This is a genomic window from Citricoccus parietis, assembly GCF_042433045.1.
Taxonomy (GTDB): Bacteria; Actinomycetota; Actinomycetes; order Actinomycetales; family Micrococcaceae; genus Citricoccus; species Citricoccus parietis.
Genome location: NZ_JBHLWH010000014.1, coordinates 203,476 through 227,501, shown reverse-complemented (window position 1 = coordinate 227,501; position 24,026 = coordinate 203,476). Strand labels below are relative to the sequence as shown.

Annotated in this window: 19 protein-coding genes; 10 read left to right on the top strand and 9 right to left on the bottom strand. The window is 67.7% G+C overall.

The annotated features are described in order from the left end of the window. Positions 1-57 precede the first annotated feature (57 nt). The 3 genes from ACFFIO_RS06025 to ACFFIO_RS06015 form a co-directional block, all read right to left on the bottom strand. Entirely contained in the window at positions 58-1,011 is a 954-nt protein-coding gene (locus tag ACFFIO_RS06025) for a phosphotriesterase family protein (protein ID WP_378040682.1), read from the bottom strand. A gap of 78 nt (positions 1,012-1,089) precedes the next feature. Further along, complete coding sequence (locus ACFFIO_RS06020) at positions 1,090-2,127, bottom strand: phosphotriesterase family protein (RefSeq protein ID WP_378040681.1); 1,038 nt, start codon at positions 2,125-2,127, stop codon at positions 1,090-1,092. 164 nt (positions 2,128-2,291) lie between these two features. Next, positions 2,292-3,071, bottom strand: coding sequence for a GntR family transcriptional regulator (locus ACFFIO_RS06015; RefSeq protein WP_378040680.1), 780 nt, complete (start codon positions 3,069-3,071; stop codon positions 2,292-2,294). Positions 3,072-3,250: 179 nt separating this feature from the next. Here ACFFIO_RS06015 and ACFFIO_RS06010 point away from each other — a divergent pair, with 179 nt between their 5' ends. The 4 genes from ACFFIO_RS06010 (at position 3,251) to ACFFIO_RS05995 (ending at position 7,783) form a co-directional block, all read left to right on the top strand. Beyond that, positions 3,251-3,415, top strand: coding sequence for a hypothetical protein (locus tag ACFFIO_RS06010; RefSeq protein ID WP_378040679.1), 165 nt, complete (start codon positions 3,251-3,253; stop codon positions 3,413-3,415). Next, positions 3,412-4,047 (top strand): thymidine kinase, encoded by a 636-nt coding sequence (locus ACFFIO_RS06005; RefSeq protein ID WP_378040678.1) that lies wholly within the window; start codon positions 3,412-3,414, stop codon positions 4,045-4,047. Before ACFFIO_RS06010 ends, ACFFIO_RS06005 begins: the two co-directional genes overlap by 4 nt. Positions 4,048-4,181: 134 nt before the next feature. Beyond that, positions 4,182-6,494: a transglycosylase domain-containing protein gene (locus tag ACFFIO_RS06000; RefSeq protein ID WP_378040677.1), complete on the top strand. Its 2,313-nt coding sequence runs from the start codon at positions 4,182-4,184 to the stop codon at positions 6,492-6,494. Positions 6,495-6,637: 143 nt separating this feature from the next. Next, a complete protein-coding gene (locus tag ACFFIO_RS05995) occupies positions 6,638-7,783 on the top strand; it encodes an acyl-CoA dehydrogenase family protein (protein WP_378040676.1) in 1,146 nt (381 codons plus the stop codon). Positions 7,784-7,855: 72 nt separating this feature from the next. Here ACFFIO_RS05995 and ACFFIO_RS05990 read toward each other — a convergent pair whose 3' ends face one another. Both ACFFIO_RS05990 and ACFFIO_RS05985 read right to left on the bottom strand, forming a co-directional pair. Then, the gene (locus ACFFIO_RS05990) at positions 7,856-9,712 is read right to left on the bottom strand and encodes a bifunctional 3'-5' exonuclease/DNA polymerase (RefSeq protein ID WP_378040675.1); all 1,857 of its coding nucleotides are present in this window, start codon (positions 9,710-9,712) and stop codon (positions 7,856-7,858) included. 106 nt (positions 9,713-9,818) lie between these two features. Further along, the gene (locus ACFFIO_RS05985; protein ID WP_378040674.1) at positions 9,819-11,834 is read right to left on the bottom strand and encodes a vWA domain-containing protein; all 2,016 of its coding nucleotides are present in this window, start codon (positions 11,832-11,834) and stop codon (positions 9,819-9,821) included. A 458-nt stretch (positions 11,835-12,292) separates the two neighbouring features. On the opposite strand from ACFFIO_RS05985, the gene ACFFIO_RS05980 reads away from it, so the two are divergent. Then, the gene (locus ACFFIO_RS05980) at positions 12,293-14,290 is read left to right on the top strand and encodes an HNH endonuclease signature motif containing protein (RefSeq protein ID WP_378040673.1); all 1,998 of its coding nucleotides are present in this window, start codon (positions 12,293-12,295) and stop codon (positions 14,288-14,290) included. A 34-nt stretch (positions 14,291-14,324) separates the two neighbouring features. Here ACFFIO_RS05980 and ACFFIO_RS05975 read toward each other — a convergent pair whose 3' ends face one another. Beyond that, positions 14,325-15,911 carry a sigma 54-interacting transcriptional regulator gene (locus tag ACFFIO_RS05975; RefSeq protein WP_378040672.1) on the bottom strand — a complete coding sequence of 529 codons (1,587 nt, stop codon included), beginning with the start codon at positions 15,909-15,911 and terminating at the stop codon, positions 14,325-14,327. Between the two features lie 222 nt (positions 15,912-16,133). Here ACFFIO_RS05975 and ACFFIO_RS05970 point away from each other — a divergent pair, with 222 nt between their 5' ends. Together ACFFIO_RS05970 and ACFFIO_RS05965 are read left to right on the top strand one after the other, a co-directional pair. Further along, positions 16,134-16,796 (top strand): histidine phosphatase family protein, encoded by a 663-nt coding sequence (locus ACFFIO_RS05970; RefSeq protein WP_378040671.1) that lies wholly within the window; start codon positions 16,134-16,136, stop codon positions 16,794-16,796. A gap of 31 nt (positions 16,797-16,827) precedes the next feature. Next, positions 16,828-17,598: an Rv2133c family protein gene (locus ACFFIO_RS05965; RefSeq protein WP_378040670.1), complete on the top strand. Its 771-nt coding sequence runs from the start codon at positions 16,828-16,830 to the stop codon at positions 17,596-17,598. Between the two features lie 28 nt (positions 17,599-17,626). On the opposite strand, the gene ACFFIO_RS05960 is transcribed toward ACFFIO_RS05965, so the two are convergent. After that, positions 17,627-18,493 (bottom strand): SurA N-terminal domain-containing protein, encoded by an 867-nt coding sequence (locus ACFFIO_RS05960; RefSeq protein ID WP_378040669.1) that lies wholly within the window; start codon positions 18,491-18,493, stop codon positions 17,627-17,629. Between the two features lie 271 nt (positions 18,494-18,764). Here ACFFIO_RS05960 and ACFFIO_RS05955 point away from each other — a divergent pair, with 271 nt between their 5' ends. Beyond that, the gene (locus ACFFIO_RS05955) at positions 18,765-19,175 is read left to right on the top strand and encodes an ArsR/SmtB family transcription factor (RefSeq protein ID WP_378040668.1); all 411 of its coding nucleotides are present in this window, start codon (positions 18,765-18,767) and stop codon (positions 19,173-19,175) included. Positions 19,176-19,177: 2 nt separating this feature from the next. Beyond that, positions 19,178-20,152, top strand: a complete 975-nt coding sequence (locus ACFFIO_RS05950; protein WP_378040667.1) for an SRPBCC family protein — start codon at positions 19,178-19,180, stop codon at positions 20,150-20,152. Here ACFFIO_RS05950 and ACFFIO_RS05945 read toward each other — a convergent pair. Further along, entirely contained in the window at positions 20,116-22,026 is a 1,911-nt protein-coding gene (locus tag ACFFIO_RS05945) for a BCCT family transporter (RefSeq protein WP_378040666.1), read from the bottom strand. The two genes, ACFFIO_RS05950 and ACFFIO_RS05945, sit on opposite strands and share 37 nt — an antisense overlap. 67 nt (positions 22,027-22,093) lie before the next feature. Here ACFFIO_RS05945 and ACFFIO_RS05940 point away from each other — a divergent pair, with 67 nt between their 5' ends. Beyond that, positions 22,094-22,906, top strand: a complete 813-nt coding sequence (locus ACFFIO_RS05940; protein ID WP_378040665.1) for an alpha/beta fold hydrolase — start codon at positions 22,094-22,096, stop codon at positions 22,904-22,906. Positions 22,907-23,011: 105 nt separating this feature from the next. Here ACFFIO_RS05940 and ACFFIO_RS05935 read toward each other — a convergent pair whose 3' ends face one another. Then, positions 23,012-23,947, bottom strand: a complete 936-nt coding sequence (locus ACFFIO_RS05935) for a macrolide 2'-phosphotransferase (protein ID WP_378040664.1) — start codon at positions 23,945-23,947, stop codon at positions 23,012-23,014. Positions 23,948-24,026: the final 79 nt, after the last annotated feature.

The window sequence follows — 24,026 nt, the reverse complement described above, 5'->3', positions numbered from 1 at the left end:
TTCGTGGTTCCGGGTTGTGCCCGAGGGGAGGCCCGGGAGACAGGGGTCAGGGGGTGATCAGTTCTTCATGCCGAGGAACTCGGCGGGACTGTCCACGAGGAGGTGGTGGAGGGTCTGGTCGTCGATGCCGGCGGCCTTGAGGTCCGGGATCATGTCCTCGAAGAGGTAGTTGACGGTGTGGCCCTTGACACCGGGCCAGCCCAGCGGGCTGCAGTTGGCGTCCACGCCGACCATCAGCTTGTCCGTGTAGCCCTTGTCTACGAGCCGCTTGAAGTGCGCCACGCGCTCGGTGCGCTTGCGGCCCCAGAAGGGTGGGTCCGGTAGCTCGAGGTCGTAGCCGAAGGTGTCGAAGCCGATGCGGCCACCCTGCTCATAGATGTAGTCGTGAGGGGTAATCGGGGCATTGAGACCGTCGTCAGCATGGCCGAACAGGACGCGGTCCAGGTCCAGGCCCTCTTCCTTGAAGATGGCCACGGCAGGTTCGGGATCGATGGCCAGGTGCGTGAGGATCGGCACGCCGGTCACGACGGCGGCGCGGGCGCCGGCGCGGTAGATGCGCCGGTCCAGCTCGGTCATCTTTCCGCCACGACTGACACCGACCTTGATGACGCCGGCCTTGGCGCCGGTGTTGCCGATGCCCACGGTGATCTCGTGGATGAACACCTTCGCGAGGTAGTCCACGGTGGCCCGGGAGAAGTGGGGCAGGGCAGTGTCCCCGCCCACGAAGCCGGTGCAGGCGATGATGTTGACGCCGGTCTTGGCGGAGAGCGACTGGTAGTAGTTCGGGTCGCGACCGTTGCAGATACCGGTGACGTCCACGAAGGTCCGCCCTCCGTACTCATGGAACTTCCGCAGCTTCGGCACGGTCTCCTCGTAGGCCTGCTCCGGGCTCTTCCACCACTGGGTGTCGAGTTCGGAGCCCGGCATGCCGTAGCCGATGTGCTCGTGGATGGCCACGATGCCCAGTTCTGCGGCCGGGATGGTGCCCAGCACGGTGTTCACTCTGGTCATGGTTCTACCTCTGCTTGCCTGAGGGGTTCGAAAGCTGGTGTGTGGGGGTACTCGTCGTCGGCCAGCTCGGTTCCGTGCTCAGCGCACGGTGAGCAGCCGGGCGGGGTTGTCCACGAGGATGCGCCGGGCGTCCTCGTCGCTGAGCCCATAGCCCATCAGGAACGGGATGAACGTCTGCAGGACATGGCCATAGGGCAGGTCGTAGTCCGGAAGTCCCTTGGCGACGCCGATCGCGTTGGAGGACAGGATGATCTTGTCGGTGTGGCCGGCGGCGACCAGGTCCAGGACCAGTGCGGCGCGCTCGGTGTCGGTGAGGTAGCCGGCGTCGTCGTTCAGGCCCACGTGGTCGATGCCCACGAAGGCCCCGCGTTCGGCCACCGCGGCGGCGACACTGCTGGCGACCTTGCCGGCGTTCTCGGCGGTCGCACTCGGGGTGGGCCGGCGGTCCAGGTCTCCCACGAGCACGCGATCCGCGGAGATCTTCTCGTCCAGGACGATGTCCAGGTCGTGCACGGCATCGGCGCCGAAACGGATGGAGACCGAGACGCCGGTGTTCCGGGCCGCGCGGGCGGAGCCGCGGAACAGGGACTCCTCGGTGGCGGTCATGCCCGCCCGGTCGGCAACGGTGGCAACAATTCCGGCGGCCGCGCGGCGCTCGATGCGGGGGACCACCATGCCTTCCGTGACCTCCTTGCCGAAGAGATCCTCGAACTTCTCGGCTGGCCACGGCGTCGGCGGGTTGGTCTGCGGGGTCAGGAAGTAGCCGCCCAGCTCCTCTTCAGGGCCCAGGCCTGTCGAGGCGACGATGTGCACTCCAGTGGCCTTGGAGAGTGCTTCGTAGAGCGTCAAATCCCGTCCGTGGAACATGCCGGTGGAGTCGACGATGGTGCCTCCGCCGGCCTCACGGAAGGCGAGGACCTTGGCCGCCAGTGCCTCATAGATCTCCGCGCGGTCCATCGAGATGAACGGCGAGTACTGCGCCCCCGGCAGCACCGAGAGCAGGGCCTCATGGACGGCCACGACCCCCAGGTCCCCTGCCGGAACCGGACCCAGCACGGTGTTGACGGTGGGGGCATGGGGTGCGGAGTGTCGGTCCGCCGCGGGGGTTGCCGTCATGGGCACGACCTTTCGTGAGCGCCACGGTCGGTGGCGTAGTGTGATCCCGATTACCTGTCCACTAGATTGACACTGTGTCTTGTTAAAGTCAAGCAGGTCACAGCAGGCAGGTCACAGCGCGCGGATCACATCCCGCGGGTCAGGGCGAAGGGCCGGGGAGGCGCTCAGCGGCGCTCGACGAACCGGTACTTGAAGTCGTCGGCGCGGTGCACGGCTGAGCGGAAGCCGGCCGGCCAGCCGCCAGCGGCGAAGAACAGGGTCTCGATGGCGAGCAGCGGGCTCCCCACAGCCACCGCGAGGGCCTCGGCCTGGAGGGCCGTGGCCTCCGTGGCCCACACGTCGTGCTCGGCGTGGTCCAGGACGAGTCCGTGGTCACGCTCCAGCAGGGTGAAGGCCGAGCCGTGCTCCTCGAGCTCCGCGGCGGTCGGATCGAAGCCCCGGGGCACGCGCAGGTGCACCTCCGGGCGGGCGATGGGCCGGCCGTCCACCGAGATGAGGCGGGTGATGTGCAGCAACCGATCGTCCGCCGTGAGGGATCCGCCGGCCAGGGGCCCCGGCCCAGAATCCAGGTTCAGGGCCGTCCGCAGCCGATCGGTCGGTTCGGTCCATTCCAGGCCGATGACGTTCGAGGTGGGATTCAGACCCCGGTCCGCCAGGTAGTCGTGGAGGGCGCCCAGCCGCACATCGGCGGGCCGGTGGACGCGGGACCCGGGGACCGGGAACGTGCCCTTGCCCTGCTTGCGGTAGACGTAGCCTTCCGTGGCCAACTCCCGGAGGGCCTGACGGATGGGGGCCAGGCTCACCTCAAAGCGCTCCAGCAACAGGGCTTCGGTCATGGGGGTTTCGGGCCCGGCCGTCCCGTCCGCGATTTCTCGTCGCAGGATGTCCTTGATCTGCCGGTAGAGAGGGACGCCGGAGGAAGGGTTGAGCTCGGCCGAAGCCATGGGCTGTCCCCTCTCGTGTTGAACCCGATGAAATTCAGTGAAACCTCAGAAAAGTCAACCATAGAACGACGTCGGTGCCAGGGTTCCAGGCTTCTCCTCTCCCTTCTTCCGCTCTACCCCCTCGTGTCTATCCCCTTGCAGCCTCGCCTGGCCCGGACCCCTGGTGCCATCATGAGTCCATGGAGATCCGGCTACCCGACGACTGCGACAACGCCCCGCGCATCGGCATCCTGAACGAATTCCTGGTCCACTGGACCGGCGGTCGGCACATCGACGTGGCCGACAGGATGGCCACGGATGTCCGCTGGTCGATGGCTGGCGGGATCGCAGAAGGAACAGCATGAACCACGACGCCGGCCGCGGCCGTATCGAGGTCATCACCGGTCCGATGTTCGCCGGCAAGACCGAGGAGCTCATGCGCCGGGTCCGGCGGGCCACCATCGCCGGGCTCCGGGTGCTGGTCGTCAACCACGCCCTGGACGACCGGCGCGGTGCGAGCACGGTGTCTTCGCACGCAGGCGGCCGGATCCCGGCCCGATCCGTGAACGGCTCGGCGGATCTGTGGAGATTGGTGGACGGCACTGATCGCACTGACGGCCCGGGCGTCGGCACCCTGGATCTCCTGGCCATCGACGAGGCCCAGTTCTTCGGAGCGGACCTGGTGCCAGTGGCGATCGATCTGGCGGGCCGGGGCGTCACCGTGGTGGTGTCCGGGCTGTGCCTGACCTTCGATGACCAGCCTTTCGAGCCTCTGCCCGCGCTCATGGCCTCCGCCGAGTCGGTCACCAAGCTACTGGCCGTCTGCGCCGTGTGCGGGGCCGATGCGGCCTTCCACCGGCGCGTCGACGGCACCGAGACCGCGGTGCCGGTCGCGGGGGAAGGTGCGGGCGCCGTCGTCGGGAATTCCCTGGTGGCCGCTGCCCAGCACGTAGGCGGGGCGGAGCAGTACCAGGCACGGTGCCGCCGGCACCGCTGAGAAGTACATCCGGCGCGCAGACTGACGTGGGCTGACACAGAACTCACGCGAACTGACGCGGCGCGCGCTCGGACACCCGGACCGCCCGCCGAACGCCAAGGTTTCGTTCAGAAAACCCTGACAACGTGACTCAAATGAGTTTTGTCCGCAGAGCCACGTCCACCACGCTCGGCAAGATCCTCTCGTTCTTCGGGGTGAGCGCGCTCGCCGGACTCCTCGTGGCGGGGCTGTTCCTGCCGCTGGCCGTCACCGGCGGGGCCACGGCGTCCACGGGTTCGGACATGATCGATCAATTCCCCGCGGAGCTGCGGGAGGAGCCCGTCAGCGTGCCCTCCCGCATCCTCGCGGAGGACGGCACGGAGCTGGCCACGTTCTATGCGGAGAACCGCCAGCCGGTCGAGCTGGACCAGATCAGCCAGAACATGCAGGACGCCATCATCGCGATCGAGGACGAGCGCTTCTACGAGCACGGCGGCGTGGACCCGCAGGGCATCGGCCGCGCGCTGGTCACCAATGCCTCCTCGGGGTCCCAGCAGGGTGCCTCCACCATCACGCAGCAGTACGTCAACAACATGCTCATCAACGCGGACATGCTCCGGGGGGAGGAGCGGCTGACGATCTCCGGCACGAAGACGTACGCGGACAAGCTCAAGGAGATGAAGCTGGCGGTCTCGGTGGAGCAGGAGATGTCCAAGGAGGACATCCTCGAGGGATATCTCAACATCGTGCTGTTCGGCGGCCGCACGTACGGCGTGGAGGCGGCCGCGCAGTACTACTGGGGCATTCCCGCCGCAGAGTTGGACATCGCCCAGGCGGCCACCCTCGCCGGGGTGGTGAAGTCCCCGAACGGCTACAACCCGGAGACGAACCCCGAGGCGTCGGTGGAGCGGCGCAACATCGTGCTGAACTCCATGCTGTCCCAGGGGAAGATCACGGAGCAGGAGCACGAGGAGGCCACCAACGCGGAACTCGGCCTGGACATCCACCAGGAGGCCACGGGCTGCATCTCTGCGTCCCAGGCCCCCTACTTCTGCGACTACGTGCACCGCGAGATCCTCGCGAGCGAGGCCTTCGGACCGGACGTCGAGTCACGCGAGCAGCTGCTGAACCGCGGCGGACTGGAGATCACCACCACGCTGGACTCCGGGCTGCAGAACCAGGCCCAGCAGTCCGTGGAGAAGACCGTCCCCGCCGGGGACGCCTCGGGTGCGGGTGCCTCCCTCGTGACGGTGGAGCCGGGGACCGGCAACATCAAGGCGATGGCACAGAACACCAACTACTCGCCGGAGGAGAACGAGGGCGCCGGCAACACCGTGCTGAACTTCAACGTGGACGCGGCCCAGGGTGGCGGCAACGGATTCCAGGGCGGCTCCTCGCTCAAACCCTATGTGGCGGCGTCCTGGCTCGAGAGCGGCCGGTCCATGTATGACATGGTGGACGCCTCCCAGGACCACTGGCCGGCGAGTTCGGAATTCCAAGCCTCCTGCCTGGAGGGCGGGTCCACCGCCATCTCGGAGGACTGGAAGGTCAACAACGTCATCGACAACATGAAGCGGGAGATGACCGCCGACTTCGGCCTCTACTGGTCCACCAACACCGTAATGGTCAACATGGCCGAGGAACTGGACCTGTGTGACATCACGGACCTGACCACGCGCCTCGGCGTGCACCGCGCGGACGACGGCCAGCCCCTGAATCCCGCCAACCCCTCGTTCATCCTCGGTGCCGAGGAGTTCGCGCCCATGACCCAGGCCGCCGCCTACGCGGCCTTCGCGAATGACGGCCAGTACTGCGCCCCGCGCTCCCTGGTCTCCGTCAAGGACATCAACGGCAAGGAGTACGACGTCGGCGCACCGGAATGCGACCAAGCGCTCGATCCCGAGGTGGTCGCCCAGCTGAACGAGACACTCACCAACATCGCCCAGCGCACCGCGGACGAGACCGGCCAGACCGAGACGGTCGAGCAGGCTCCGATGGGCGGCAAGACCGGCACCAACAACGCGCAGTCCTCCACCTGGTACATCGGGTACACCTCCGGGCTGTCCACGGCCAGCTGGGTGGGGCGCTACCAGGACCTGAAGTCCCTGGCCGGCGTTCCCGTCAACGGGCAGCGCCACGAGGACTTCTGGGGCAGCACGCTCGCGGCACCCCAGTGGTTCGACTACATGGGCCAGACGGCGCAGCAGTACCCGGCCGAGGAGTTCCGAGCAGCCCAGGACTCACCGATCCAGAACCCGGGATCCCGTGACCGCTACCAGATGGGCGGAGACGGCACCGAACCGGGCAACGAACCCGAGCGGCCCGGCGATGCCGCTGATGGGACTCCGGACAACCCCGATGCGGACTCACCCTCCGGGCCGGCGCCCAGCGGGACGGCCCCGACGCCCGCCGAGTCCGGATCGCCGAGCCCGACGCCGTCGGGCTCCGGTGCGCCCGCGGCGCCGTAGTCCAACGGTCTGCGGCCGGACCACTGCCATGCCGGACGGTGGGACTCTCGGTGTATCCCAGTGGACCAGGGGTCGAAACCTAAGCTACTCATGAGTAGTATCTTGGTGTCACACCCAGTCACCACCGCTCCGGGAGGATCACCGTGCGCCGCCGCATATTCGAGACCGAACATGAAGACTTCCGCGATGCCGTAGCCGAGTTCGTCAGCCGCCAGGTCACCCCGAACATCGAGGCGTGGGCCGAGGCCAAGGGCCTGCCGCGGGAGTTCTGGCTGCAGGCTGGCCAGCAGGGCCTGCTCGGACTGGAGGTCCCGGAGGAGTTCGGCGGCGGCTATCCGCAGGACTACCGCTTCAACGCCGTGGTCTTCGAGGAACTGGCCAAGGCCAGCTTCGCCATCTCCTCCTGCGTGGGCATCGACGCGGACATCGTGCCGCCCTACATCGTGGACCTCGGCACCCCGGAGCAGCACGCCCGTTGGCTGCCCGGCGTGGCGGAGGGCTCCGTCGTCACCGCCATCGCCATGACCGAGCCGTCCGGCGGCTCCGACCTGGCCAACCTCAAGACCACCGCAGTGCGCGATGGCGACGAGTGGGTCGTCAACGGTTCCAAGACCTTCATCACCAACGGCTACTCCGCCGACCTGGTGGTGGTGGCCGCCCGCACCAGCCCGGAGAAGAAGGCCAAGGGCATCACCCTGTTCGGCGTGGAGACCGGGATGGCGGGCTTCGAGCGGGGCCGCAAGCTGGACAAGGTCGGCCAGCCCGAATCGGACACCGCCGAACTGTTCTTCACGGATGTCCGCGTCCCGGCCGAGAACATCATCGGCCAGGTGGACACCGGTTTCATCCAGATGATGAAGAACCTCCCGCAGGAACGTCTGGGCGCCGCCGTCTACGGGCTCGCCCACGCCCGTCAGATCCTGGACGAGACCATCGGCTACGCGAAGGATCGCAAGGCCTTCGGCCAGTCGATCGGGGCCTTCCAGCACAACAAGTTCCTGCTGGCCGAGCTCGTGACCAAGGTCGAGGTCACCCAGGCCTTCCTCGACGACGCCATCATGGCCCACACCGCAGGCGAGCTCTCCGCCGTGGATGCGGCCAAGGCCAAGTACTGGGCCTCGGACGTGCAGAACGAGGTCATCGACCACTGCGTCCAGTTGTACGGCGGCTACGGCTACATGAACGAGTACCGGGTGGCCCGCGCCTGGAAGGATGCCCGCGTCAACAAGATCTGGGCCGGCTCCAACGAGATCATGAAGGAGCTCATCGGGCGCGATCTCGGGCTCTGAACCGAGGATCACGTTCTGAGATTCGGTTGCGGGGGATCTCCCGCCGCGGGCACATCGGGCGCACCGGGCGCGTCAGTGGGCGGCGGCGTAGGACTCCGCAGCGGAGATCGAGAGCGGGAACTCCACCGGGGCCGCCCCGAACAGCAGCCGCCCGGCGGCCTGGGCCGCTTCCGTGACGATCCGATGCACGGCCGGCGCCTCCTCGGCGGGGCCGTGCAGGACCACCTCGTCGTGGACGAAGAACACCAGGCGGGTTTCCAGGGGACGCAAGCTCCCTTGGGCTGTGGTGGTGCCGTCGCGCAACCGCCGGCGGATCTCACCCATCCAACACAGGGCCCATTCTGCCGCGGTGCCCTGGATGACGAAGTTGCGGGTGAACCGGCCGGCCGACCGGCGCACGGTCCGGGCCCGCGCCTCCGCCTCGGCCGTGGACACGTTTCCGGTGACCTCCAGCCACTCCGGCGCGGCCGGCGGGGAGGTCCGCCCCAGCCAGGTGGAGACCTGTCCGCCCTCCTCACCGCGCCGCGCCGCGCGCTCCAGCAGGGCGATGGCCTCGGGGAACAACCGGCGCAGGTGGGGCATCAGCGCCGCTGAATCACCCGTCGTCGCGCCATACATGGCACCGAGCAGTGCCACCTTCGCCCGGGAGCGCTCGCCGAGCTCGGAGCCGGCGCGCCGGCCCTGCTCGGCGACGGCCAGGTAGAGGTCGTGACCGGAGCCGGCCTCGGCCAGGGCTCGGTCCCCGGACATGGCGGCGAGGATGCGCGGCTCCACCTGGGAGGCATCGGCCACCGTGAGCAGATGACCCGGGTCGGCTCGGACAGCGTCCCGGACCACGGCCGGGATCTGCATGGCGCCCCCGCCGTGGGCGGCCCACCGGCCCGTCACCACCCCGCCGACGGAGTAGGCCGGATGGAAACGGCCGTCCTGCACCCACTCGTCCAGCCAATGCCACCCGTTGGCCGTCCACAGCCGGTACAGACGCTTGTACTCCAGCACGCCGGAGATCAACCCGGACCGCCGCTGCGAGTCGGCGCCGCCCTCAGCGGCCCAGCCCTTCAGGTCCCAGGCCCGGGTGGAGGCCACGCGGATGCCGGCGAGGTTGAGCCCGCGCAACAGGTCCTGGGGTGAATCCGGATTGAGGCCGGGCACTCCGAGGGTGACGGCGATGTCCTCCGCGAGCTCCTGCAGGAGTCGGGGGCGCTGTCCCTCCGCCGGACGGGGGCCCAGCATCTCGGCGAGCATCCGCTCGTGGAGGTCCCGGCGCCACGGCAGGCCCTCGTGCAGGATCTCCGCCGCGATGAGAGCGCCCTGGGACTCGGCGGCCAACAACAGCTTGAGCCGGTGGCGGTGCCGAGATCCCGCCACCGCGTCCAGCTGGGCCACCAGTTCGCGCGCCAGCTCGGGCGCTGTGGGGGTGTCCTGCCCTCGACGGTTGGTTGAGGGCAGATCGAAGAACGTTCCCTGATCCGCCCGTGCGGCCGGTGGCTCTGCTTCCCACGGCTCGGGTTCCAGCACCGGGATGGGGACGGTGGGGGAGTAGGGGGTGCCGGGGGACGTGGAGGTATCGGCGGAACCGGTGGGGGTGCCGGCGGGGCCGGTGAAGGTGGAGGTGTCGGCGGGACCGGTGAAGGCGGTGGTTAGGATGCGCTGGCACAGACCCAGGTCCCAGCACCGGCCGATCTCCACGCCGGCCTCGAGCAGTGGCCGGTAGTCCCTCGCCACGGAGGCGAACACCCAGCGCACGGTCTCGGGGCTCAGTCCGAGCCGGCCGGGCAGCGAGCGCACCACATCGGGCAGCGCGGCGGCGGTGACCGGCGAGAGGGACTCGATCCGGCCGTCGTCGACCAGCACAGGTAGCCAGTGCCCGGACTGCCCGGAGCTCGAGCCGGGTGCCGGATCAGGGGCCGGGCCCAGGACGATGTGCATCCACCCATTCAACCCGACCCGGGCACTCAACCGTCTCCAGGTGCCCCTGGACACGGTTGGACCCGCTGGGGGCCGGCGCCAGCCAGTCAGTTTCAGTCAGTCAGTTTTAGCCAGTCCAGTCCGGACCCGGTCGGTCCGATGGGTGCGAGCGCGAGCGGAGGAATTCGCCCACGACGGCGGCGCCCAGGTCGTCCGCCTCCGGTGCCACCACGCGGCCGTCCACCCGGCGCGCCATGGCGGCGAGGAAGTCCACCAACCCCGGGTCGGATCCCAGCCGGAAGAAGGTGGTCTCCGCACCGAGCCGGCCGACGCGGTCGAGTTCGGCGATGGTGGCGCGCAGCGTTTCGCGGTCGGGCGGATAGGAGAACCACGCCTCGGGGCCGGCACCGCCGTGGTGCAGGAGATGCGCGGTCGGTTCGCCGTCGGTGACGATGAGCAGCACCGGCTGCAGGGTGGGGTGCTGGCGGAAGAATCGGGTGGCGAGCATCAGCCCGTGGTGCAGGTTGGTGCCCTGTTCGCGCATGGGCGGCAGGGCGGTGAGCTCGTCGATGTCCACTCGCTGGGCGTAGCGGCCGAACTGCACGAGTTGCAGCTGGTCGCCGCGGAACCGGGTCGCGACGAGGTGGTGCAGGGCCAGCGCGGTGCGTTTCATGGGCACCCAGCGCCCCTCGGCCGCCATCGAGAACGAGGTGTCCACCAGGAGCGCCACGGCGGCCTGGGTGCGGGCCTCGGTCTCCTGGACCTCGACGTCGGCCACCTCGATCCGCAGGGCGGTCCGGGGATTCCTGCCCTCGGTGACCGTGCGGCTGATCGCGTTCGTGATGGTCTGTGTGACGTCCCAGGGCTCGACATCCCCGTACTGCCACGCCCGGCTCGAACCGGTGAGTTCGCCGGCAGCCCCGGCCAGCCGGGTATCGCGCTGGCCCTGCCGGCCCGAGAGGCGGCCGGCGGCGTCCTTGAGCAGGGACGTGCCGAGCTTGCGCACGGCCTTCGGGGAGAGCCTCAAGTCCCCGTCAGCGCCGCGTCGCAGCAGACCGCTGTCCCTGAGGGCCTTCTCGAGTCGTTCGAGGGTCCTGGCGTCGGCGGCGGCCTCGTCCCCGAGCTGGCGGGCCAGCCGGTCCACATCCACGTCTGACAAGGTGGAACCGAGAGAGGATTGGGAGAGCTGGTCGCTGAGCTGATCGAGTTCGGCCAAGTCTTGGAAGGCCCCGGTGCCGTCTCCGAGGCCGAGCCCCTGGTCGCCGTCGAACTGTTCGGCACCGGTCCAGTCCTCGCCGGGGCGCAGGCCTTGGAGATTGGCGTCGAGACGGTTCAGCTGGTCCAGCAGGTCCGCCGAGCCGAAGGCCTGTGCAGACAGGGCCATCAAATCTTCACGCTGTTCCGGGGACATGGAGCGGAGCATGCGCTGGGCCGCAGCGGAGCGCTCGGCGAGGGTATCGATCAGCTCGTCGATGTCTTTCGGGTCTTCGGGGAACTGGTCACCGTGCTGGGCCATGAAGTTCTGGAAGTCCTCGGGGGTGTCCTCGCCACGGGCATGCTTGTCCAGCAGATCGTTGAGGTCCCGGAGCATGGCGGAGATCGCCGTTCGATCCTGCTCGGTGGCGTTCTCCAGCGCGTTCTTCATGCCGGCGAACCGCTGGTCGAGCAGCTCGCGGCCGAGCAGGTCCTTGATCTCCTCGAAGGCGCGGCGCGCGGTGTCCGACTGCCAGTCATACTCGGTCAATTCCGTGACGGCGGCGGCCGTGGAGGCAGGGAGGTTCTGCAACTGCATCTCCCGGAAGGCCCGGTCGGTGCCATCCATCCGGATGTCGCGGGCCAGCTGTTTGCGCTCCTCGAGGACGGCCTCATCCAGCAGCTTCTTCGCCTCCTGGAGGGTGCCGTCCAGGCGGTGCCGGCTGAGCAGGTCCCGGCGCTTCTGCTGGACGCGACCGGCGAGTTCGTCCAATCCGGCCATCGTCCGTCCGCCGCGGCGCAGGAACTCGCGCAGGGCCTGCGCGGGAGAGTATCCGGCCATGACGTCATCGGCCACGGCGTCGAGTGCCTCGGAGAGGTCGATCGGCGGTGCTAGTGGATCGGGGCCGCCGTCGTAGCGGCCATAACGTGAGGACTGGTGATGTCTCACGGTGACTCCTTCCCCTGACGAGGGGCCTCAGCCTTCCACCGCCACTCTACGTCTTCCCGACGCCGGCACCACTAGGTTCTTCCGCTTCTCCGGGCCCACCTTCCCGATGCCGGCACTGCTTGGTTCTCCGTTCCATCATCTTCCCGACGCCGGCATCATCAGATTCTCCGGTTCCGTTGTGGGGTCTTGGGGTCTTGGGGTCGACGGTGGCTCTCCGGTGCCGCTGTGCGGCGTGCGGCGGCCGCCGCCTGCACAGGAGTCCCATGCTCGGAGTGTTGTCCCCAGGCCCAGGACGCGGCCTCGTACCACGTCCGTGCCGTGTGTTCGAATATGTGTACTAGCCCACCCGGTGGGCATCGATCGACGGTCTCAACTGTCGAACAGCCGGCGAATCGTCATCGGGCATGACATGGATGGGCAGTGCCGGTATGAGAGGAACGGGGGTGGCAAGGACAGTGTTGATCGATAAGGATGGGGCGTCCTCTCTGGACCTGCCCGAACTCCTGGCGGTCGCCCGCGTGCTGGTGGAGGAGGTGGCGGCACGGGCCGCTGATCCCGGCCTGTTGGGATACCTCGACCGCTTCGCTGAGGAGCCGGAGGTCGATCGGTCGGCGGAGTGGGGCCTCTATGCCCATGTTGCCGACGAGGCACCCGGTGAGACGGCGACCGGTCCTGGTGCTGACAATCCCCAGCGGAAGGGATCGGCGGCGTCCTTGCCCATCGTTCTGGCTCAGGTGGAGGAACTGTCCCGGTGGCTCGACTCGGCTCGGACCGGATTGGCGGGGCATACGGATCGGATCTTCGACCTCCACACCACCCGGCGTGAGGTGTTGGGAATACCGGAGGGCAAGACTGCGTACCGCAATGGCCCGGACTATCTCCGGCAGACCTTGCGGATCCACCGAGTCGAGGCGAAGAAGAGAGTGGCGCGGGCGCAGTGCGTGCTGGCCAGCCATGACCCGACCAGCTTGCAGCCCGATGCCGTGGTCGCTCCGAAAATGCCGGAGCTGGCTCGGGCCGTGGCCGAGGCAACCATGGATTCGGCCTCGGTGGACACCGTGGCGGCAACCCTGGCTGAGGCTGCCCGGGATGCTGGGCTGGCCGGTGTCGATCCAGACCTCGTACACGGCCTGGTCACCGAGGGGGAGCGGATCCTCGTCGAACATGCCTGCCAGTCGGATCCTGAAACCGTGAAGAAGGTCTGCTCGCACTGGCGCCAGCGCTTCGATGCGCTGGTCAACCCGGATGGCCTGGAGCCGACGGACGCCCAGGCCAACGCAGCTCAAGGGTTGTTCTACCAGGGCAGAGGCCAAGCCAACCTGCATCGGTGGCTGCTGATGGCTACGGATCTCCAGCATGAGGTCCTGCAGACCATCGCCGCCGATGCCACCAACCCGCGCAAAGACCCGCGCAAGGACGAGGGCACCGGTACAGAAATCGACGCCGGGGTTCAGAACACAGGCGGCGACTCTGGGGTTCAGAGCACAGACGACATCGCGGTCGAACGCGAACGCGAACGCGAACGCAAGCCCGACGTCGACTCCGGTGTGTTGACTGGGTACGAGGGGGGAACGACGACTCGAAGCGCGGCTGACCTGGGAATCGGGGCCGCTGCGGAGCCCTGGGCCGGCCAGGTCCGAGAGATGGCGGCCCTGGATCCACGCAGTCTGGCGCAGAAACGGCTCGATGGCCTGGTGAGTGCCCTGACCGGCGCCTTGGCCCTCACCTCGACGCCCGCACAGTGGTCGAAGGACGGTGCCGAGGGCAGTATGGGCAACGACCGGCCAGATCTCGGCGGCGGCGCGTCACGGCCCCAGGTGCTGGTGACGATCGACTACCAGACCCTGGCCGGACGGTTCCGGGAGCATCAAGCCACCGTTTCGCCGGAAGCCACCGGTTCTCTGCTCTCCCAGGCGGCCTATACCGGTCCGGTGAGTCCGGCCATGATCCGGCAGCTGGCCTGTGACAGTGACCTGATCCCGATCGTGCTCGGCGGCAAGGGAGAGGTGCTGGACGTGGGACGGTCCCAACGGCTCTTCACGCGCAAGCTCAGACGGGCGATCACGGCCCGGGACGGCGGCTGCGCGGCACCGGACTGTTCCATCTACGCCCCGTGGTGCGAAGCGCACCACATCCAGCACTGGGAACACGGCGGTCCCACGAGTGTGGACAACGGAGTCCTGCTCTGCTCGCATCACCACCATGCTGTGCATGCCGGAGCCTGGGAGATCGAGGTCGTCGACGGGATTCCGTGGTTCATTCCGGCTCGCTATCACGATCCCACCCAGACGCCGCGTCGCAATCACTATTGGCGGACGGGCTCCAGTAATTCCACCACGATGAACGGTAATAAACCTTCAAGCAAGAACGAGGGTGACGGTCATGGTTGCGGTGAGCGCGACGACAGCCACGACGGCGAAAGCGGTGGCGAAGCAGACCAGCAGGGTGCGGCGTAACCGGTTCGATGTGGTGGGGTGGCCAGTGGCACCTTTAGCCGTAGACGGTCTGGCCGTCGTCAGACTCCTTGGAGAGTTCGCGGGCCAGGTACAGACCCTCGAGGGCCAGCTCGATGGCGCCGGCCCGATGCCCGAGGGATTGCCCGGCGGACGCATCCGGTGCCTGTCCTCCAGCATTGTGTCCTGCGGCAGTGTGTCCTACTGTGAGGTCTCCTGCTGTGGGGCCTCCTCCGGAGTCCGTCTGCGAAGTGGAATCTTGGGCAGCCAGGCCACGCAGCCGTTGGTCGATCTCGTCGTACAAGGTCGGATCCTCGAGTTCGGGCAGATCCGCCAGGAACTCGGCCGCGGTCACGCGTTCGCCGGTGGTGGTGCGGTGCCCGTCGAAGGCGTCGACCAGCGGTCCGAAGTCGAGGCCGGCAAAATGCTCCCGCACGGTCTGGGCGGTTGCGGTCCGCAACAGGTGCTCGAGGATCTCGTCCTCCCGGCCCTCCTCACCCGACTCGAACTCGATCTTGCCACCGAGCACTTCCGCAGCGGATTCCAGGTCCACGAGGCGTGCCACGGGTTCGTCGCCTCGAACGGTCGCCCGATGGCGGGCTGCGGCGGCGACGGTCTCGGCACCGGCAATGGCAAAACGAGCAGAGACTCCCGAGGACTGATTGACAGCGCTCGAGGATCGCAGGGCACGGGTGAACCTGGCCAAGATCTCCAGCACCACGTCCGGGACCTCCGCGGTGAGTCGTGCCTCCTGCCGGATCACCGCGATCTCGTGGGCCAACTCAAGGGGGTAGTGAGTGCGGATCTCCGCTCCGAAGCGGTCCTTGAGCGGAGTGATGATGCGGCCACGGTTGGTGTAGTCCTCCGGGTTGGCGGAGGCGACCACCAGCACATCCAAGGGCAGACGCAGCACGTAACCCCGGATCTGGATGTCCCGTTCCTCCATGACGTTCAAGAGAGCCACCTGAATCCGTTCGGCCAGGTCCGGCAACTCGTTGAGGGCGACGATCCCACGATTGGACCGCGGGACCAGCCCATAGTGGATCGTCTCCGGGTCGCCCAGACGGCGGCCCTCAGCCACTCGCATCGGGTCCACGTCGCCGATCAGATCGGCCACGGAGGTATCCGGCGTCGAGAGCTTCTCCACATACCGCTCCGAACGATGCCTCCACGCCACGGGCAACCGGCCGCCGTCGCGCGCAGCCCGTGCCCGGCTCTCAGAGGTGAGGGGCTCGTAGGGGTGCTCGTTGAGTTCGGACCCGGCGATCACCGGCGACCATTCGTCGAGCAACCCGCTCAGGGTTCTGAGCAGACGGGTCTTGCCCTGGCCTCGTTCACCCAGCAGGACGACGTCGTGCCCGGCAATCAGGGCCCTCTCCAGTTGGGGAATGACCGTTCGATCGAAGCCGTGCAATCCGGGCCATGGGTTCCGGCCAGCGGCCAGGGCTGCCAGGAGGTTGGCCCGGATCTCCTCCCGCAGAGACCGCTGCTCGTGGCCGGCGGCGCGCAATTCGGCGAGGATGCCGATGGAGGGCGGGGCCGTCTCAGGCGAGGTGGCCGAAGGCGAAAGGGCCGTGGGTGGCGTGGGAACCGTGGGGGGCGTGGGATCAGGAACAGTGGCCATGACGCTCACGCTATCGGCGGCGGCCCAGCGCGTACAGAGACCCACCTCATCCATAGGCTCACATCATGGGAGGGCCCGAATCGCGCCGGGACCCGCTTCGGACCAGCCGGGACCCGCTGCGGGCCAGCCAGGACCCCCTTTGGGCCACGACCCATGGTGAGCAGGTGGACGGACGGTGTCCACGCCGTGACTGTTCCGGGTCGCCCGCCTAGGCTGGCCGTGATGCCACGAGACGAGACGACGTCATCCCCACTTGAGGCCACGACCACCCTGATCCTGCTGGTTCGGCACGGTCAGACACCGACCACTGGGACGGTGCTGCCGGGCCGTGCGCCCGGCTTGCACCTCTCTGAGGCCGGGGTGGAGCAGGCAGGCCGGGTCGCCGAGCGGCTGGCGGCACTGCCGATTGCCGCCATCTATGCCTCACCCCTGGAGCGAACCCTCGAAACGGCGCGCCCGACGTCGGCTCGGACCGGGATGCCCGTCCTTGAGGACGAGGGGCTGATGGAGGGGGACTTCGGCGACTGGACAGGAGCCCGGCTCGCCGACCTGTACCGCAAGCCCGAATGGAAGACCGTTCAGCAACGCCCCTCGGCGTTCAGGTTCCCCGAGGGGGAGAGCTTCGTGGAGATCAGGGACCGGATGGCGGCCACCCTGGAACGGCTACGGCATGCCCATGACGGTGGGACGGTCGTATGCTTCTCCCACGCGGACCCCATTCGAGTGGCCGTTTCCGATGCCATGGGCACGCCGCTGGACCGATTCCAGCGGTTGAGCATCGGTCCCTGCTCGGTCTCCGCGCTGTCCTACCAGGACGGACACGATCCTGTGGTGCTCACGGTCAACTCGACGCAGGACACCCTGGCTCAGCTCAGGGCGTCGTAGGCGTCCGGGCAGGGAGGGGGGGCGAGGATTCATGGACGAGATTGACCGAGGGGATGAAAGGCGTGACGCACGATGCGCTGACCGAGACATCGATCTGCTTGAACGGGGCCCGATCCGACTCCTCGGTCAGTTGGCCCACAGCAGTAACGAGACGTTTCTCGTCGAGGTGGGCAACGACGCCGACCAGGCCGGTTCCTCACCCGTAACGCAGCGGTGTTGGGCGATCTACAAGCCGGAGTGGGGCGAAAGACCCCTGAGAGACTTTCCGCCCGGGCTGTACCGCCGTGAGCGCGCCGCCTTCCTGCTCAGCGAGTCGCTGGGGTGGGGTGTGGTCCCGCCGACCGTCATCCGGGAGGGAGGGCCCTTCGGGGTCGGCTCGTTGCAGCTGTTCATCGACCATGACCCGGCCGAACACTACTTCACACTGGTCGACGGCGATCCCGCCCACCTCGACGAGCTGCGGCGCTTGGCCGTCTTCGACCTCGTGGCAAACAACACCGACCGGAAGGCCGGGCATGTCCTGCACGGCTCGGACGGTCGTCTGTGGGGAATCGACCACGGGCTCTGTTTTGCCGCACCGTTCAAGTTGCGCACCGTGATCTGGGATTTCGCCGGAGAACGAGTCGACGCCGGCCTCTTGGCCGACGTCGCCCCGCTCGCCGATGAGGTGCCTGCGGCGCTGGCCGAACACCTCACGTGGTTCGAGGCCGCGGCACTCCAGCAGCGGGTGCAGCACCTGCTCGAGGAGCAGGTACTCCCGGAAGATCCCACCGGCATGAGGTTCCCGTGGCCGCTGGTGTGAACCGAGCCCCGTGGCGGAGTGAAGCGGACTAGAGCTTTACCTCGACGTCAGCTCCCTCGCGGAGCTCCCCCATCTTCTGGGTCAGGGCCTCGTTCTCCTTCTGGGACTTGACCTGCTGTTGCAGCTGAGGCTTGAGCTCCTCAAAGGACGGGGTCTCAGGCTGGGCGCTTTCGCCGCCCTCCGCAGGGGCGCTCGCGCCTCCCTGGGCCTCGGACTGAGCCGCGATCGAGGAGTCGTAGAGCTTCTTGAGTTCCTCGTCAGAGGGGTCCGGGATGTCCATCTCCTCGATGGACTTGTCCAGCATCACCTGCTTCTGGGCGTCAGTGCGGACCTGGTCCTCGGGGTAACCCTGCTCCTCGAACGTGGCCATCAGCTCGTCCACAGAGGCCAAGCCACTGGCCTTCGCGGTCTCCTCCAGGAAGGCGTTGACGTCCTCCTCGTTGGCCGAGTGGCCTTGTTCCGCTGCGTCCTGAACCAACAGCTCCGTGCCCACCATGGACTCGGCCAGCTGCTTCTTCATCTCGTCCTGGTTCATCTCCTGGCCGGACATCTGCGACTGCATGGCCATCTGCGGGAACTGTGCCTGATAGGCCGCTGTGAATTCCTCCCCGGTGATCTCCTCGCCGTTGACCGTGGCCACGACGTCAGGGACATTCTCGACGTCCGGTTCCGGCATGGACGGCTGGGCATCCTCGGGAGCCGCCTGGGCACCTTCGGAAGCGGGCTGGGAGGCCCCAGCGCTCGCGCCCTGGCTGCCGTCAGCCTCGGCGGAGCCCCCGGCATCGCCGCCGCCGCCACACGCGGCGAGACCGAACAGGGAACCGACCAGGGCGACGCTGGTCAGGAGCTTCTTGCTCGTGCTGAATCGTGCACTGGATCGCGTGGTGAGTGGCACTGCGAATACCGTCCTTTCGATGGTGGCTTGGGCAACCTAGCAAGCGAGTCTGGGAAATGCGGTCAGGTGGTGACCAGCCCGCGTTCAGATGACTGTCCGCAGTGGGGCGGGACCAACAGTCCCTCCGGCGCCGCCCCGGCGTCCTGCCCACCCTTTTGCCAACCCTTTGCCAACACTCTGCCCAACCATCTGCATTCACGCCTGCCGATGACGTGAGCATCAGCAAAGAACCTCTTGACGCGGCCGTCCGAGCTCACTAATGTACAACCACATGGTTGTATATAGAGCAGCCGACGTCACGTCTGGCACTGAGGCTTCCTGGCGGCAACTGGGCGACGACGAGGTGGACCGGATCTTCCAGGCCCTCGCCGACTCGACCCGCAGGGACATCATGAGCCGGACCCTCACGGAGCCGCTGTCCGTCTCCGTGCTGGCCGATGACTACGACATGTCGTTCGCGGCCGTCCAGAAGCACGTTTCCGTCCTCGAATCGGCGGGTCTCGTGAAGAAGAACAAGAAGGGCCGCGAGCGGCTCGTCAGTGGAGATCCAGACACCGTCCGCAAGGCCCAACAGTTGCTGGACCGCTATGAACAGCTGTGGCGCCAACGGATCGGACGTCTCGACTCTCTGCTGGCGGACGAGCCGGGCCCGGAACCAGATAGCCCCATCGGAAAGGCATGACCATGCCCGTCACCAACGTTTCCAAAGACCCCCAGGCCATGACGATGACCATCGTGGCTGACTTTCCCGTCCCCGTGCGCCGGCTCTGGGACGCCTACGCCGATCCCCGCCAGCTCGAGAAGTTCTGGGGACCTGTGGGCTGGCCGGCCACCTTCACCCGGCACGACATGTATCCGGGGGGTGAATCGCAGTACTACATGACCGGTCCGGACGGCGAGAAACCAGCCGCCTGGTTCGAGTTCATCGCCGTCACCGAGGGGCAGTCCTTCGAGGTCCTGGACGGTTTCAGCAAGGAAAACGGAAGCCGGGACCTGGGATCACCGGTCATGCGCATGGTGTTCGCCTTCGAGGAGACCACGGAGGGCTCCCGATTGGTGCACACCACCCACTTCAACTCCGCTGCTGAGCTGGAGCAGATCCTCGAGATGGGCATGGAAGAGGGCACGCTCTCGGCCATGAGCCAGATCGATGCCGTGGTGGCGGACCTGCAGTCCTTCGCCGCCGGCCAGGCCGTGAAGACCCAGCTCATCGGGGATCATCAGGCCCGGCTGAGTCGAGTCATCCGCGGCACCCTCGACCAGGTGTGGAAGGCCCACCACGACCCCGAGTTGCTCCGCAAGTGGCAACTCGGGCCGGCGGGCTGGACCATGCCGGTGTGCGAGGTCGGCACAGTGGTGGGGGAGACCTATCGCTACGAATGGGAGCGAGAGGGCGGTCAGGACCGCTTCGGGTTCACCGGCACGGTCCTCGAGATCGAGGCACCGCACCGGTCGGTCACCACCGAGGCCATGATCGGCCAGGAGGAGACCGCCACGACCAACGAGCTGACGCTCACACCGGTCGACGGCGGCACCCTCCTGTCCCTCCTCGTCACCTATCCGGACGAGACGCTTCGGGAAACCATCCTCGCCACCGGCATGGCCGACGGGATGGAGACCAGCTATGCGCGGTTGGAGTCCGAGGTGTTGTCAGTCTGAGGGGTGTTGTCCGGCTGGGAGGTGCCGTCCTGGCCGGGATGTCCTGCGGTACCGGTCGCCTGGCGGACGCGCCGCCCGGTGTGCGGACCGACGCGCTGGTGGATCTCCCGCTGCCGTTCGCGGCTGAGGGAGGACCACCACGTGTTGGCCGAGACGGGCCCGGAGTCCACGGCATCGTCGTCGCTCTCCAGGCCGAAGCGGTCGGAGATGTCCGCCAGGAACGCCATCCGGCGAATGGCCTCGGTCCGCTGGACATTGACGTGCAGCGCCTTGAAGACGGCGATGCACATCAGAACCATCAGGATCGTGAACGGCAGTCCGATGGTGATGGCCAGTGTCTGGATGGCGGACAGTCCGCCCGCCAGCAGCAGGGCGGCGGCCATCACGGCGGTGGCCACGGCGAACATCACGCGGATGCGGTTCGGGGGTTCGGGGTTGCCGCCGGTGGCGATCATGGCCATCACGAGGGACCCGGAGTCGGAGGACGTGATGAAGAAGATCGCCGAGAGCAGGATCGCGCCGACCACCAGGACGGCACCGCCCGGCAACTGTTCCAGGACCTGGAAGAGCGCCGAGTTGACGTCCACGGCACCGTCGGGGCCGACCACCGAGGTGTACCAGTCGGGCCTGGTGTTCTCGTAGTAGATGGCCGTGCCGCCCAGGACACCGAACCAGAGCACGGAGATCAGGGTGGGCACCAGGATGACGCCGAGCAGGTACTCACGGACCGTGCGGCCCCGGGAGATGCGCGCGATGAAGACGCCCACGAACGGGGTCCAGGACATCCACCAGGCCCAGTAGAACGTGGACCAGCTGGCCTGCCAGGCATCCCCCTCGGCGCCATAGAAGGCCGAGGAGTTGAGGGAGTTGCCGATGAAGTTCTGCAGGTAGTGGCCGAAGGTCTGGACCATCTCCTTGGCCAGGTACTGGGTGGGACCCACGATGAGCAGGAACAGCACCAGGCCGGCGGCGATGATCATATTGGTGTTGGATAGCCACTTCATCCCACGGTTCACCCCGGACACCACAGACCAGATGACGAAGCCGGTGACGACGGCGATCATGGCGTACTCGACCCAGAGGTCGCCTTCACCGACGACGCCCATGGACCGCAGGCCCGCAGCCATCTGGGTGACGCCCAGTCCGAGTGAGGTGGCCACACCGAACACGGTGCCGATCAGGGCGAAGCTGTCGATGGCATGGCCCCACCCGCCCCGGGTCGCCTTCTCACCGATCAGCGGCTCGACGGCCCAGCGCATGGACAGGGGCCGTCCGCGCCGGTGGATGGCGTGCGCGATGGCCAGCCCGACGACGGCGTAGATGGCCCAGGGCTGCAGGCCCCAGTGCAGGTAGGTCAGTGCGAGGGCGTCCTCGGCCATGGCGCCCGTGGAGGGGTCGGTGGCCTCCAGGCCGGGCCGGGGCGTGGCGAAGTGGATGAGGGGTTCGGTCATGCCATAGAACACCAAGCCGATGCCCATGCCGGCCGCGAAGAGCAAGGACAGCCAGGACAGCGTCGAGAACTCGGGCTCATGCTCGGGCCGGCCGAGCTTGATGTTGCCCTTACGGGAGAACCCGAGATAGACGCAGAACACCACGAATCCGAAGGCCAGGATCAGGTACCACCAGCTGAAGTTGCTGATGACGGTCTGCTGGACGGCCGAGATCCCGGATTCCATGGCCTCGGGGAAGGCAATCGTCACACCGACGAACAGCACGATGATGATCAGCGTCGGCCACAGGACCCACGGGATGAGCCGGGTGCTGTACTGATTCTCGGTGCCGGTGTCACCGTTGGTGGGCGGTTTCGGCTGTTTCTCGGTCGTGTTCTCGCTCGTGCCCGGCGGGTTACCGCCGGCGGATTCGATGGATGACATGGTCTCCACCCTAAACCGGCCGGTAATGAGGATCCTATCGACGGGACCACCGGGCTAGGCTCGGACCGTGTCTGACCTTCCTGTAAGCACCCTGCACACCAGCCGCATCGGCAACGCCGAGACCGCCGGGGACAGCATCGTCTTCCTGCACGGACTGTTCGGCCGCGGCAAGAATTTCACCCGGATCGCCAAAGACCTGGCACCGGAGTACCTCAGCCTGCTGGTGGACCTGCCCAACCACGGCGAGTCCGAGTGGACCGGCGTGGTCGACTACTGGCAGATGGCCGATTCGGTGGCCGCAACGCTCCGGTCCGGCGTCGCCGCAGACGGGCCGGTGGCCGTCGTCGGGCATTCCCTGGGCGGCAAGGTGGCCATGGTGCTGGCACTGCGGCACCCGGACCTGGTCTCCCGGCTCATCGTGGTGGACATCGCACCCACGCAGGCAGGCGGAGCGGAGGGCGAGTTCGCACACCTGCTGGACAGCCTGGCCGCCGTGGACCTGAGCGCCATCGAACGCCGGTCCGACGCCGACGAGGCGCTGAAGGATCCAATCCCCTGGGACACCACCCGGCTGTTCCTGCTGCAGAACCTGCGCAGCGGGCCGGACGGGTACACGTGGGAGCCGAACCTGGAACTGCTGCGGACCAGCCTGGACGCCATCGGCGGGTTCCCGGACACCGGCGGGGCCACGTTCGAGCGCCCCGTGCTGTGGGTGGCCGGCGGCCGCTCGGACTACGTCCGCGATGAATACACGGCACCCATGCGGGCTCTCTTCCCCAAGACCCACAAGGTCACGATCCGCGAGGCAGGCCACTGGGTCCATTCCCAGGCGCCCGAAAAGTTCGTCGAGGTCCTTCGCGGCTTCCTGGAGCACAGCTGAGCATGATGTTGAGCGCTCGACGCCGGCCCCTGGCCGCCGTCTGTGCGTCCACCTGCCGCCATCTACACTGGCGCCGTCATGTCCACCTGCACCGCCACGTGAATCTCAGCCTGCGGCAGCCTCCGGATTGAGCTGGGCCTGCGCCGCCTGCCGGTGTTCGGCCACGCCGGACTGAAGGGCGAACAATCCATAGGCCACCGGACCGGCGGCCATGATCTCCGCGCCGTGATCACCCAGCCGGGACCAGACGCGCCCGCCACGGCGGACATATTCATCCAGCGTGGCGGCGAACACCTCCGGGGGCACCACGGCGTGGTGGATCGCGAAGTCCTTGGCGGGGTCGCCCACGGACGCCGTGGTCCAATCCAGCACCGCCGTGATCTCCTCGTCCACCACGAGGGTGTGGGCGGGGTACACCTCCCCGTGGGTGACGACCGAGAATGCCGGCCAGAAACTGTCCTCGGCCAGCCACGCAGACCAGCGGTCCTGCAGTGCGGGGGACACCTCGAACTCCGCACCCACCTGCGCGATGTCCTGCGCCCACTGGGTCCTCACCTGATCCGGATCGCGGACCTCGACGCCGGCCGCGGCGGCTTCGGCGGGATCGATCGCATGCAGTTCGGCCAGGAACGCCCCGAGGGACCGGGCATACCGCTCTGAGGTGACGTCGAGGTGCCAGACGGGGGCGCCGTCCGGGTCCAGGGTGAGCCCGGGATCCCCCGGAAGCGCTGGATAGGCGATGAGGTCGGTGGCCTGGACGCGCCACTGGGGAACAGCCACGGACAGCTGCGGTCCGACCAGGTCCAGGAGCCGGGACTCGACCTCGGCTCGCTTCAGGGCATCCGGGCGGCGCGGGACCCGGAGGACCCAGCGCTCCCGGGCGGAGTCGTTCGGACTGGTGGCGCTGGAGGACGCCGTGGTGGCCAGTGCCACACGGAAGTCGAGGCCCATCTCATTGATGGACAGAGTGGACGGGTCGAGGTCGAAGCCATGGGTTGCCGCGAGGTCCAGCAGTTGTGTGGTCAGGTCAGGACTGCGCATCCCTCCACGGTGGCATCCCCGGCCCGCCCTGTCACGGCCCGGGGCGAGTTCGGCGGAGACGGAGAGAGACGGAGGACGA